This window comes from Amycolatopsis sp. NPDC049691 (genome assembly GCF_040675005.1).
GTDB lineage: Bacteria > Actinomycetota > Actinomycetes > Mycobacteriales > Pseudonocardiaceae > Amycolatopsis.
Genome location: NZ_JBFANX010000048.1, coordinates 1 through 12080, shown reverse-complemented (window position 1 = coordinate 12080; position 12080 = coordinate 1). Strand labels below are relative to the sequence as shown.

11 protein-coding genes and 1 pseudogene are annotated in these 12080 nt (G+C 69.6%); 5 read left to right on the top strand and 7 right to left on the bottom strand.

Translation table 11 applies throughout. The features are described 5' to 3' along the window. Both AB0J40_RS47410 and AB0J40_RS47405 read right to left on the bottom strand, forming a co-directional pair. A pseudogene (locus AB0J40_RS47410) lies at positions 1-122 on the bottom strand (IS481 family transposase); the annotation flags it as partial. Positions 123-247: 125 nt separating this feature from the next. Then, the gene (locus AB0J40_RS47405; RefSeq protein ID WP_364467253.1) at positions 248-1543 is read right to left on the bottom strand and encodes a D-arabinono-1,4-lactone oxidase; all 1296 of its coding nucleotides are present in this window, start codon (positions 1541-1543) and stop codon (positions 248-250) included. Positions 1544-1628: 85 nt separating this feature from the next. Here AB0J40_RS47405 and AB0J40_RS47400 point away from each other — a divergent pair, with 85 nt between their 5' ends. Continuing rightward, on the top strand, positions 1629-2813 hold the full coding sequence (locus AB0J40_RS47400; protein WP_364467251.1) for an amino acid deaminase/aldolase: 1185 nt from the start codon (positions 1629-1631) through the stop codon (positions 2811-2813). A 292-nt stretch (positions 2814-3105) separates the two neighbouring features. Here the strand turns inward: AB0J40_RS47400 and AB0J40_RS47395 are convergent, their stop codons facing one another. Next, the gene (locus AB0J40_RS47395) at positions 3106-3753 is read right to left on the bottom strand and encodes a TetR family transcriptional regulator (protein WP_086860456.1); all 648 of its coding nucleotides are present in this window, start codon (positions 3751-3753) and stop codon (positions 3106-3108) included. Between the two features lie 129 nt (positions 3754-3882). Here AB0J40_RS47395 and AB0J40_RS47390 point away from each other — a divergent pair, with 129 nt between their 5' ends. Both AB0J40_RS47390 and AB0J40_RS47385 read left to right on the top strand, forming a co-directional pair. Beyond that, positions 3883-5208 carry a GH1 family beta-glucosidase gene (locus AB0J40_RS47390; protein ID WP_364467255.1) on the top strand — a complete coding sequence of 442 codons (1326 nt, stop codon included), beginning with the start codon at positions 3883-3885 and terminating at the stop codon, positions 5206-5208. Then, positions 5198-6460, top strand: a complete 1263-nt coding sequence (locus AB0J40_RS47385; RefSeq protein WP_364467249.1) for an MFS transporter — start codon at positions 5198-5200, stop codon at positions 6458-6460. Before AB0J40_RS47390 ends, AB0J40_RS47385 begins: the two co-directional genes overlap by 11 nt. Positions 6461-6849: 389 nt before the next feature. On the opposite strand, the gene AB0J40_RS47380 is transcribed toward AB0J40_RS47385, so the two are convergent. Together AB0J40_RS47380 and AB0J40_RS47375 are read right to left on the bottom strand one after the other, a co-directional pair. Further along, positions 6850-7272, bottom strand: a complete 423-nt coding sequence (locus AB0J40_RS47380; protein ID WP_364467247.1) for a hypothetical protein — start codon at positions 7270-7272, stop codon at positions 6850-6852. Between the two features lie 13 nt (positions 7273-7285). After that, entirely contained in the window at positions 7286-7630 is a 345-nt protein-coding gene (locus AB0J40_RS47375; RefSeq protein WP_364467245.1) for a hypothetical protein, read from the bottom strand. Between the two features lie 306 nt (positions 7631-7936). Between AB0J40_RS47375 and AB0J40_RS47370 the strand changes: the two genes are divergently transcribed. Next, entirely contained in the window at positions 7937-9322 is a 1386-nt protein-coding gene (locus AB0J40_RS47370) for a helix-turn-helix transcriptional regulator (protein ID WP_086675045.1), read from the top strand. Between the two features lie 22 nt (positions 9323-9344). Beyond that, the gene (locus tag AB0J40_RS47365) at positions 9345-10232 is read left to right on the top strand and encodes an aminoglycoside phosphotransferase family protein (protein WP_364467243.1); all 888 of its coding nucleotides are present in this window, start codon (positions 9345-9347) and stop codon (positions 10230-10232) included. 212 nt (positions 10233-10444) lie between these two features. On the opposite strand, the gene AB0J40_RS47360 is transcribed toward AB0J40_RS47365, so the two are convergent. Then, entirely contained in the window at positions 10445-11473 is a 1029-nt protein-coding gene (locus AB0J40_RS47360) for a CopD family protein (protein WP_364467241.1), read from the bottom strand. Then, the gene (locus AB0J40_RS47355; protein ID WP_364467239.1) at positions 11473-11985 is read right to left on the bottom strand and encodes a copper resistance CopC family protein; all 513 of its coding nucleotides are present in this window, start codon (positions 11983-11985) and stop codon (positions 11473-11475) included. Before AB0J40_RS47355 ends, AB0J40_RS47360 begins: the two co-directional genes overlap by 1 nt. Positions 11986-12080 lie beyond the last annotated feature (95 nt).

The window sequence follows — 12080 nt, the reverse complement described above, 5'->3', positions numbered from 1 at the left end:
GCGGTCTTGGCAGCGACCATGAACATCTTCGCTGCTGCGGCGCAGCTCCAGCCCTCTTCGACGATCAGGCGGGCAAGTCGGAGTCGGGTGCGTGGAGTCAGGGTGGCGTTAGGGTGGGACATGAAGGCCTCCGGTCGGTGAAGCGGTTCCTAGACAGCTCCACTTCACATCCGGAGGCCTTCACCTGTCTGCACGACAGGCCGCCACCAGTCACCTCAACTCGGGACAACGTCCCTGAACATCACATCTAGGCCGGGCCGAGCACCCGGTCCAGGTAGGTGTTGCCGAAGACGCCGTTGGGGTCGGTTTCCTTGCGCACGCGCAGGAAGTCGTCGAAGTGCGGGTAGCGTGAGCGGAGGACGCCGGCGTCGAGGTCGTGCATCTTGCCCCAGTGCGGGCGGCCGCCGACCGCGCCGGCGATCTTCTCGAACGCGCTGAAGTACTCGCGGTAGGGCATGCCGACGAACTGGTGGATGGCGATGTAGGCGGAGTCGCGGCCCTGCGCGGTCGACAGCCAGATGTCGTCGGCCGCGGCGACCCGCACCTCGACCGGGAACATCACCGGGTCCTTGAGCGTCGGCACTACCGCGCGTAGTTCGGCGAGCACGTCGAGCACTGATTCACGTGGAACAGCGTATTCCGTTTCGGTGAACCGGACATTGCGCGCGGTGACGAAGACCCGGTGGGAGACGTCGCTGTACTCGCGCGCGGAGAGGACGTTCGAGGCGAAGCTGCCGAGCGACGGCACGAGCCGCGGCATCAGCCGGCCGGTCCGGCAAAGGCCGCCGAACGCGACGTTCTCCATGATCCGGTAGTCGACGAACTCGCGAACCTTGCTCAGCGGCTCGGCCGTCTCGCACCGGTTGTTGCGCTTGACCAGGGCGTTCTTGCCGTAGGGGAACCAGTAGAACTCGAAGTGCTCGTTCTGGTCGGCGAAGTCGTGGAAGCCTTCGAGGACCTGCTCCAGCGGCTCCGGCCGCTCCTGCGCGCGGAGGTAGAAGGACTTTTCACAGCGCAGGGTCACGGTGGTGATGACGCCGAGCGCGCCGAGGCCGACGCGAGCGGCGGCGAAGAGATCGGGCTTCTCGTCGGCCGAGCAGGAGACGACCGAGCCGTCCGCGAGGACGAGTTCGAGCGCGGCGATCTGCGTCGCGATGCCGCCAAGACGCGCGCCGGTGCCGTGCGTGCCGGTGGAGATCGCGCCGGCGATGGTCTGCGCGTCGATGTCGCCGAGGTTGGTCATGGCCAGCCCGAGCGCGTCGAGTTCGGCGTTGAGCTGCTTGATCGTGGTGCCCGAGCGGACGGTGACGTGCCCGGTTTCCAGGTCGACGCGCTCGATGCCGGTCCAGTGGCGCAGGTCGAGCGCGTCGGAGTCGGCGACGGCGATGGCGGTGAACGAGTGCCCGCTGCCCCAGGGCCGCACGGTCCGGCCGGCCGCGGCGACGCCTTCGACGGCCGCCGCGATCTCGGCCGCGCTGCGCGGCTGGTGAACGTGCTGCGGCGACGCGGACGCCGTGCCCGCCCAGTTGGTCCACCGGGTCATGCGCGCACCCTCCATCGGTCGAGTGCCCGAAACAGTATGTGAACAGTATTCGCGTTTCAAGCCTTCGTGTCGTACTTTAGACCTCGTGACCAGTGCGACGGTGTACGACTTGGCGACCAAGGACCTCGATCCACCCTTGGCCGTGGTCGACTTGGCGGCGTTCGATGCGAACGCCGACGACCTCCGCCGCCGCGCGGCGGGCAAGCCGATTCGGGTGGTCAGCAAGTCGGTCCGCTGCCGGGCGTTGCTGGAGCGCGTGCTCGCGATGCCGGGCTTCGAGGGCCTGATGTGCTACTCGCTGGCGGAAGCCATCTGGCACGCGGAGCTGGGCACGACCGATGACATCGTCGTCGCCTACCCGACTGCCGACCACGAAGCCCTGCGCCGCCTGGCCGCGTCGGAGAAAGCCCGAGCGGCGATCACGATCATGGTGGACTCGCCGGCGCACCTGGACCTGGTCGACGCGGCCCTCGGCCACGGCCACCCGGAGATCCGGGTCTGCCTGGAGCTGGACGCGTCGTGGCGCCCGCTCCCTGGAGTCCACGTCGGCACGCGCCGGTCCCCGATCTTCACGCCGAAGCAGGCAGCGACGTTCGCCCAGCAAGTGCTGGCCCGCCCGGGCTTCCGCCTGGTGGGCGTGATGGCGTACGAGGGCCAGATCGCGGGCCTCGGCGACGCGGCGGGCGCGCGCTTGAACCGCCTGGTGATCGGCTGGATGCAACGTCGTTCGGCGGCGGAGCTGAACCGCCGCCGCGGCCAGGCGGTCCGCGCGGTCGAGGCGGTGACGTCGCTGGAGTTCGTCAACGGCGGAGGCACGGGAAGCATCGAGTCGACAGGCGCGGACGCGGTGGTCACGGAGATCGCGGCGGGCTCGGGTCTGATCGGCCCAACGTTGTTCGACGGGTACACGAAGTTCAGCCCCCGCCCGGCCGCGTTGTTCGCGCTACCGGTGGTCCGCCGTCCCACGCGAAAGATCGCGACGCTGTTCTCGGGCGGCTACATCGCTTCGGGCCCCGCAGGGGCTTCGCGGGTCCCGCAGCCGTACTTGCCGACGGGTCTGAAGCTGCTGGGCTTCGAAGGCGCGGGCGAGGTGCAGACACCGGTGACGGGCCGAGCGGCACGTTCGCTCCAGCTGGGCGACCGGGTGTGGCTGCGGCACGCGAAGGCGGGGGAGCTGGCGGAGCGCTTCACGCACTACCACTTGGTGCTGGGCGACCGGGTGGAGCGAACGGTCCCTACGTACCGGGGCGAGCACCAGAACTTCGGCTGACCGGAGGAGTTTCGCCTCGCGCGCGGATCCCACTGTGATTCGCGGTCTTCGCCGCTCCTCCACGCTCGCCCCGGCGGCCACTTCACTGGCAGGCCGGCTTTCCAAGTCCGCCAGTTGGCCGCCATCTCGGCGGGAATCGCTGCTCATCCGACCCCGCCGGCCAGGCCCACACGCAGCCCACCCTCCCTGGGGGAACCCCCACAACCAGTCTATCGGCGCTCACCGACAACCCGGCCTGAACCGGCCCAGTTGTCCACAGCTGTGCATACCTGTGGACAACTTCTGTGGACAGCTAGGACTGCTCCCCGAACCGAGCCGCCAGGTACCCCTTCACCACGTACTTGGCCTCGGCCACGATCTTCTCGTCCCCCCGAGGCTCCTTCCGGAACGCCAGCTTCAGCAGCGCGTCAGCCACCTCGTTGGCGATCCCGATCGCGAACCGCAGGTCCTCGACCGGCCGGTCCACCTGCGTCGCCACCAGGTCCGTCAGCGAATCCACGATCACCGCGTTGTTGTCGCGCGTCTCGTCGAGCAGCTGCCGGTCGATGATGTCGCCGAAGTGGACCTTCGAGAATCCCGGGACCGTCCGGTGCATCTCCAGGTAGATGTCGAGGATCGAGTCCACGACGTCCCACCAGTGCTCCGGGCCCAGCTGCTTCAGGCGCTCGTTCACCGCGCCCACGAAGCGCTCGAGGTTGCGGGCGGTAAGCGCTTGCACGACCGCTCGCTTGTCCGGGAAGAACTGGTACAGCGAACCGACCGCCACGCCCGCTCGTTTGGCGATCAGGGTCGTCGTCAGTGCGTCGTAACCGAGTTCGTCGATCAGCGCCGCGCTCGCGTCGAGCATCTGCTCGACCCGCTTCGCGCTGCGCTGCTGGACCGGCTGACGGCGCAAGGGGGTGGCTTCTGCCGGCACCTTCGCGGCCTGGATGTCGGACACGGCGCTCCTCCTCGTCTGATCTGGGACTTTATCGTGCCGACGGGCTTCCCCACGGACGAGTGAAGACCTAGTATATGAGAACTTTTCATGTTCACCCGGACGGGTGGCCTGACGAAGGGGTCAGCACCGGTGCAGAACCCGATCTTCCCGCCCGATTTCCTCTGGGGTGTCTCCACTTCGGCGTTCCAGATCGAGGGCGCCACCAGCGAAGGCGGGCGCGGACCGTCCATCTGGGACACATTCTCCGCGACCGAAGGCAAGATCGCCCGCGGGGAAAGGGCAAACGTAGCCGCCGATCACTACCACCGCTACCCCGAGGACATCGCGCTGATGGCCGAACTCGGCGTCGGCGCCTACCGGATGTCCATCGCCTGGCCGCGGATCCAGCCCACCGGCAGCGGCGCGCCCAACCCCGACGGCCTCGGCTTCTACGACAAGCTCATCGACGCCGTCTGCGAAGCCGGCATCGCGCCCGCCGTCACGCTCTACCACTGGGACACCCCGCAGGCGATCGAAGACGACGGTGGCTGGCTCTCCCGCACGACCGCTGAGCGCTTCGCCGAGTACGCCCACATCCTCGGCGAGCGCTTCGCCGATCGGGTGAAACTGTGGATTCCGCTCAACGAGCCCATGGTCATGTCGATCTTCGGCTACGCCATCGGTGAGTACGCACCGGGCCGGACGCTCCTGCTCGACGCGGTCCCGACCGCGCACCACCAGAACCTCGCCCACGGCCTCGCCGTCCAAGCCCTCCGCGCGGCCGGCGCGACGAACATCGGCACCGCCAACAACCACTCGCCGGTCTGGCCCGCCGAGGAAACGGCCGAAGACGGAAAAGCCGCCGAATGGCTCGACGCCCTGCTCAACCGCCTCTTCGCCGACCCCGTGCTGCTCGGCAGTTACCCCGAACAGCTCCACGAGCACCTCCCCGCCGGGTTCGCCGACGACCTGCCCACCATCGCGCAGCCGCTCGACTTCTACGGCGTCAACTACTACGAGCCCCAAGGCGTCGCGAAGCCCGGGCCGGGCAACCCGCTGCCCTTCGAACTTCGCCCGATCGAGGGCTACCCGATGACGACGAACGACTCGCCGATCGTCCCGCACGCCCTGCGCGAGCTGCTGCTCGGCTTCCACCGGCGCTACCGCGACAAGCTGCCGCCCATCCAGATCACTGAGAACGGCTGCAGCTTCGCCGACGTCGTCGCCGAGGACGGCGGGGTGCACGACCCCGAGCGGATCGACTTCCTGCACAGCCACCTCGTCGCGCTGCGGGAGGCGATGGACGCCGGCGTCGACGTCCGGGGTTACTTCTGCTGGTCACTGATGGACAATTTCGAGTGGTCCAAGGGCTACGCGCCGCGCTTCGGCCTGGTGCACGTCGACTACGAAACCCTGCGGCGCACGCCGAAGGACTCGTTCCACTGGTACCGGAAGCTGGTGCGCCATGAGCAGTGAAACGACCCAAGCCCTCCCCGATGCGCTCGCCGAGCCCGTCGTGCGGGTGCGGCCCGGCTGGATGAGCTTGCTGTTCTTCGCGAACATCGCGCTCTGGCTGGGGATCTACGCGCCGATCCAGGTGCTGCTGCCGCAGCAGGCCGAACTGCTGGACCAGGCGAACAAGGAGTTCGTGCTCGGCCTGGTGATGGGCGTCGGCGCGATCGTGGCGCTGGTCGTCAACCCGGCCGTCGGGCTGCTGTCCGACCGGACGTGCTCGCGCTTCGGCCGCCGCCACCCGTGGACGGTGATCGGTGCCGCCGTCGCGACCGTCGGGCTGCTGGTCCTGGCTTTCGCGCCGACCGTCGCGATCCTGATCGTCGGCTGGTGCCTCGTCCAAGCGGGTCTCAACGGCATGCTCGCCACCCTGATGTCCGCCATCGCCGACCGCGTCCCGGTCGGGCAGCGCGCGCAGGTCGGCGGGCTCGTCGGGATCGCGCAGATGCTCGGCACGGTGCTCGGCGCGGTCGTGGTCGTCGTGATGCTCGGGATCGCCGGGATTCCGCTGGCTTACGCGGTTTGCGCGGTCATCGTCGTCGCCGGCGCCGCGTTCTTCGTCTTCCGGACACCGGACGCACGCCTGCCGGTCGAGTTCCGGCCGTCGTCCCAGGCCGGCGAGGTCCTGCGCAACCTCTGGGTCTCGCCGCGGCGGCACCCGGACTTCGCGTGGGCCTGGTCGTGCCACTTCATGATCAACCTCGGCAATGCGTTCGGGACGCTCTACCTGCTGTTCTTCCTCAAGGACGCGGTGCACTACGCGGACCCGGACACCGGCCTGCTCATCATGATGGGGCTCTACGGCGTCGCGCTCGTCATCGGCGCCGTGCTCGCCGGCCACTTTTCGGACAAGTCCGGACGGCGTAAGCCGTACGTCCTTGCGGCCTCCGGGGTGATGGCATTGGCCGCTTTGCTGCTGGTCGTCTGGCAGAGCTGGCCGGTCGCGCTCGCCGCGTCGCCGCTGCTGGGCGTCGGCTTCGGTGCGTACATGGCGGTCGCGCTCGCGATGCTGACGCAGGTGCTCCCGACGGCGCAGGACCGCGCGAAGGACCTGGGCGTCATCAACATCGCGAACTCGCTGCCGCAGGTGGTCGCCCCGCTGCTGACGCCGCTGGTGCTGGCCTACCTGGGTGGCTATCCCGGCCTCTTCGGGGCTTCGGCTGTCGCGACGCTCTTGGCCGCGGTGCTCGTGCTGCGCGTGAAGGCGGTTCGCTGAAGGAGCTTTGGAACCGCGGGCCGGTGCCGGTCGGGGGAGGGGAGTGCAACGGCACCGGCCCGCGGAATTCGAGGGCCGCACTGCTTCGAATCAAAAGCGGGCGGGCAACGCGGGCGAACCAGTGGTCCATACCGCGTGTGTTGATCAATCTAGCGGGGGATTACCGCCTGGGCTAGGCCTAACGCGTATTTTTTTCGATTAATCGCGGTGGGGACCGGGTGGTGCGGCCGAGGACTGGTTCGCGCTGCTCGGGGGTGCGGGCGAAACAGTCCCCGGCCGGGCGAGAGCAGGCGCGGGTCCGATGGGGCGATCGGTCGGCCGCGCTCGCCGGATCTGGGGGTGGAACAGGCTGGGCCGCGACCGCGGGAGGTGGCGACGACCCGGGTGGATCAGGCGGTGACCGCCCGGCGCGGGTTCACCAGCGCGTGGCGCCCGGTGGTCTCGGCCGCGCTGGGGGCCGGCACACCGCGGTCCTGCGTCGGGACCGGGCTCTTGCGCCGCCCGCTCAGCCGGCTCGTCGAAGCCTGCTGCTGCGGGGCCAGCCCGCCGGCGACCAGGTGCTCGTGCGCGACCTGCCAGACCGAGCACGGCGCCTTGCAGCGGTGCCACCGGGTCGAACAGGTCGGGCAGTCGCCGCGCTCGTCGGGCTCGTGCATCTTCAGCATCGCGCGCCAGGCCTCCGTCAAGCGGGGCAGCTCGGAGCGCGCGACCGAGACGAGCGACTGGGCGTCGGCGCGGTTCGCCAGGTCGGTCAGCATGTCGAGGCGCTCCCAGACCGCGTTGCGGAGGACCTGCCCGAGTACCTGATCCATGATCAGCTCACCGTTACCTTTCCGCCATCTTGGCGGCTTCGTTGAGCGCGGCGCGCAGCTGTCCGAGCTGGCCGGACGTCAACCGCGCGGTCTCGCCGGGGGGCGAGACCAGTACCACCTGGTTGTCCTCGACGAACACCGTCACCGCGCGCTCGCGGCTGATGAGGTCGCCGCACTGCACGCGCCACACCAGCTGACCGCCTTCGTAGTGGCGGACGCTCGCGGTGCGGGGGTCCACCGCGGCGGCCGGGGTGACGGGACGAACGGCGGAGACGGGGGAGACCGGCGACATGGCCGGCCGCACGGCGCGGGTGACCGTCCCGGCATGTCCCCCTGCGAACGAGTCCACGAACTCCACGCCCTTCTCCGCTCTGTCGAAAGTCTTCGAAGATGCCTTCTGCAACATCCCTGCGGTTTTCGTAGCTCTCCGTGATCGCTGCCGGTGTCCGGGCGGTGACGGAGATCTGACAACTACAGTGAGGTGAAACCGGGTGCGATAGAAGGTCGAAATGGCGTCATAGCGGTGACCGGACCGGGTTCCACGGTAAGCGGTCAACGGACTTCGCCCGGACCGATCAGGGCACCAGTTCGGCTGTTCACACGGTTCCGCAGGTTTGCCTACGCTGTTTCACAGACGCCCGACCGGACAGTTGGAGGGGGCGCGATGGACGCCAGTAACGGTGGCAGTGCCGAAGCCCGGCAGAGCCACGCGGTTCCCGCTGACGCGTGGGAGCAGCCGGAGATGAGAGCCGCTCTCGCGTCCCGCGAGATCAGCGCCGTCTACCGCCTCCTGCGCAAGCACGGTGTCTCGCAGCGCCAGATCGCCGCGATGACCGGCCAGTCCCAGTCCGAGGTGTCGGAGATCCTCAAGGGTCGCCAGGTCATGGCCTACGACGTGCTCACGCGGATCGCCGACGGCCTGGGTGTCCCGCGTGGATACATGGGCCTCGCCTACGACGAGGCCACGGCGATACGCGTCGTCGGCTCCGCCGACGGCCAGCAGGCTGAGGAGGACGAGTCCGTGAAGCGACGGAGGTTCCTCGCGCACGCCGCCCAGGTCACGATGGGTGCGGCGGTGTTCGGTCCGGAATCGGGCACCTGGTCGGCCGGGCCGGCGCGGACGCCGGCGCCCGGGCGCATCGGCATGACCGACGTGCGCCAGGTGGAGGCCGCGACGCGCGCGCTCCGCGCCCTGGACTACCAGTACGGCGGCGGGTTCTGCCGCGACGCCGTCGTGGCGCAGCTGTCCTGGGGGCAGCAGATGCTCGAGGCGCACGGCACCGACATCGTCAAGAACCGCCTGTACGTGGCCCTCGCCGACCTGCACTCGCTGGCCGGCTGGACGTCCTTCGACACCGGCCTGATGGACTCCGCCCGCGGTCACTTCGCGAACGCGCTGGACCTGGCCAAGCAGGGCGAGAACCACCCCCTCGTGGCCAACGTCCTCTACCGGATGGGCCGCGTCTACCTGCACCAGGACGCCCCGAACGACGCGCTGAAGCTGTTCCAGCTCGGCCAGATCGCCGCCCAGGAATCCGGTTCCGAGCTGGCCGTCTCCGTGCTCTGCGCGAACGAGGCCTGGGCCTACGCGATGATGGGCAACGAAGAGCAGGCCGTGAAGCTGCTCGGCCGGAGCAAGGACGAGTTCGAGCGCGCCAACCTGGCCGAGGCCGAGTCCTGGGTGAAGTTCTTCACCGAGACCGACGTCTACGCCATGGTCGGCACCGTCCACACGGTCCTCGCGCAGAAGAACACCGAGCACACCAAGTACGCCATCCCGGCGCTGACCAGGGCCGTCGAGTCCTACGACGACGAAATGGCCCGGTCCAAGACCTTCATGCTCAGCGCGCTGGCGACCAACCATCTGCTCGAGGGCGACCTCGACCACGGCGCCAAGGTCGGCGGCAAGGCCATCGACTGCGCCGAGGGCATCAAGTCCGAGCGGGTCAAGGACCGCATGCGGCCTCTGCAGGACGAGGCCGAGCGCCGCCGCAACAACGCCGACGCCCGTGACCTCGCCGACCGCCTCAACGCTTTCTACGCCGCCTGACGCCGAAGGGGCCGGGACCGTCTTGGACGGCCGGTTCACCTCCGGCAAGCTGCGTGGCGTGCTGGCCGCGACGTGCGCGCGGCTGGGTTTCGACCCGGCGGGCGCGCGGCTCCTGCGGTTCACGAACAACGCCGTGTACGCGCTGGTCACGGCACCGTTCGTGATCCGGATCGTCGGCTCGACCCGGCTGCGGCACCGGGTCGGCACCGTCGTGCGGGTGGCCCGACACTTCGAACGCCACGACGTCCCCGCGATCCGGCTGCTCGACACCGTGGAGCAGCCGATGGCCGTCGACGGGCACCTCGTGACCGTGTGGCACCAGGTCCCCAGCATCGGCCGGCCGGCGACGTCGGCCGACCTGGCCCGGCTGCTGCGCCAGGTGCACGCGCTCCCGGCGCCCGACGGGCTCGCCGAGTGGGCGCCGTTCGCCGCGGTGCGGGCCCGCGTGTCCGACGCCGAGGAGCTCGGCGACGACGACCGCGCGTTCCTGCTCGATCGCTGCGCCGAGCTCGAAGCCGCGCTGGCCGGCCTGGAGTTTCCGCTGCCCAGGGGCCTGGTCCACGGGGACGCGTACCCCGGCAACGTCATCCCGGGGCCGGACGGGCCGGTGCTCTGCGACTTCGATTCGTCGTGCGTCGGCCCGCCCGAGTGGGACCTGACGCCGCTGGCCGTCGGCCGCGAACGGTTCGGTGACCCGCCGGTGCACTACCGGACGTTCGCCGCGGCGTACGGCTTCGACGTGACGTCGTGGTCCGGGTTCGCCGTGCTCCGGGCGATCCGCGAGCTGAAGCTGACGACGAGCGTGCTGCCGATCCTGCGCAGCCGGCCCCAGGTGCGGCCCGAGTTGTTCCGCCGTCTGGACGACCTCCGCAGCGGCCGGACGGACGCCCGCTGGACCCGTTACCGCTGAGCCCGGTCTGTCACATCATGTGACCGGGGCCACAAACTGCACGTGCATTCGCCGACTGCAAATGACCGTTCGTCGCTTCCGAAAGGGGCTCGTCTCAGGGTAGAAAGTTCGGTCCGACCGGTCGCCCCCAATGGTCTACCCCTCAGCCCAATGCGCAAGTTGCAGCTACGGGGCGTGACTTGGCACCGTGATCTACCTGCGGGGAAGGGCTTTCAGGAAGCGACGACCGGCGCCCGCGTCAGCACCACCGCGAAACCGAACGCCAGACCCATCACCGTCAGCTCGAGCGTCGCCCACGCGGCGAGCGCCGTGCGGTTGTGGCGGACGATCTGCGGCATCAGCCGGAAGCGGGTGTACGCGCCGAGCAGCGCGATGAGGCCGGTGCACAGGAACTTGAGGACGAACAGCTGCCCGTACGGCGTCGTGAAGATCGCCGCCCAGAAGCCGATGGTCGGGTTGAGCGAGATCTCGACGAGGCCGTTGAACAGCCCGGTCGCCGCGGAGAGGATCAGGCAGAGCGTCGCGAGCTTCGAGAACCGGGGCAGCGCGTGCGCCAGCAGCGTCCGGTTCGCGACGAGGAGCACCGTCATCGCGCCGAGGCCGCCCGTCCAGGCGACCGCGCTCATGACGTGCAGCTCCATCGAGATCATCGTGTAGTCGTGGTAGTTCCAGTTCGACGCGTGCCCGGTGACCGGCAGCGGCAGCAACGCGAACAGGCCGAGCCCGACGCGGACTTCGGCGGGCACCTTCTCGCCGAAGCGCAGCGCCAGCGCGCCGATCCCGGCGTGCGCGAGCGCGAGCGCGGCGACGATCACGAGCGCCTTGCCCGCGCCGACGTTCGCGATGTAGCCGCCGATGTCCCCGGCGGTGAGCGTCGACGAGCCGGGCTTGTACTCCGCGGTCTGCAGGATCAGCGCGACGACGGCGGCCGTGGCCCAGACGAGCGCGGCCGCGACCCCGGCCGGGCGCGCCAGCCGCATGACCGGCTCGGTCAGCTTCGGCCGGTCGTAGCCGACGAGCACCGACAGCAGCGCGAGGCCGATGGTCGTGACCGCGGCGAGGTCGAGCAGGACCCGCACGACCGGGATGCCGGCCGAGACCACCGCGCTCGGCTCCACGACCCCGGGTACCGGAGTGGTGGACATCAGCGCGACGCCGATTAGGGCGCCGAGCAGGCCCGCCGTCACGACGCAGAGCAGCGTCGAATAGCGGGGTTTCGCGGTGGTCTCGGCCTGGGTCATCAGTTCTTCTCTTCCACCGACCGGCCCGAGCGCAGGGCGACGGTGAGCCCGATGGCCAGCAGCACGACGGCGCCGGCGATCCAGACCCAGATCGGCACCCCGGTCGAGCCGGACTGCGGGGCCGCCTGCGACGAGCTGCCCGGCGACTTCGCCGCGTCGACGGTCGCCGGCGTGCCGGTGCCCGCCGTGGTGAGGGTGAAGGAGAGCTCGCCGGTCACCGGGTGGCCGTCCGCGGACAGGACCCGGTAGCCGACCGTGTACTTCCCGGCCGGGCCGAGCGGCCGCAGGGGCGCGCTGATGACGTTGTTCACCACGCTGATCGGGCCCTCGGCCCACTGTCCGCCGCCGGGCCCGGTCACCGCGATCTGGTTGACGTCCGCGCCCTGCACGTACTGGTCGAACGTCAGGCTGATCTTCTGCGGGCCGGCGGCGATCGAAGCGCCGTCCGCCGGGTCCGAGGAGATCAGCACGTTGTGCGCCAGCGCCGGGGTGGGCGGGGCGGGCACCGCCACCCCCCGCCACCCCCCCCCCCCCCGCGCCCAACCCCATTATCAGTTTGCACCCGAACTGAAAAGCACAACACAGAAAACAAAGAACAAAGAATAAT

Coding starts and splice junctions, on each gene's coding strand:
- AB0J40_RS47385 (WP_364467249.1), top strand. CDS start 5,198: ATGAGCAGTGAAACGACCCAAGCCCTCCCCGATGCGCTCGCCGAGCCC.
- AB0J40_RS47380 (WP_364467247.1), bottom strand. CDS start 7,272: ATGGATCAGGTACTCGGGCAGGTCCTCCGCAACGCGGTCTGGGAGCGC.
- AB0J40_RS47405 (WP_364467253.1), bottom strand. CDS start 1,543: ATGACCCGGTGGACCAACTGGGCGGGCACGGCGTCCGCGTCGCCGCAG.
- AB0J40_RS47370 (WP_086675045.1), top strand. CDS start 7,937: ATGGACGCCAGTAACGGTGGCAGTGCCGAAGCCCGGCAGAGCCACGCG.
- AB0J40_RS47360 (WP_364467241.1), bottom strand. CDS start 11,473: ATGACCCAGGCCGAGACCACCGCGAAACCCCGCTATTCGACGCTGCTC.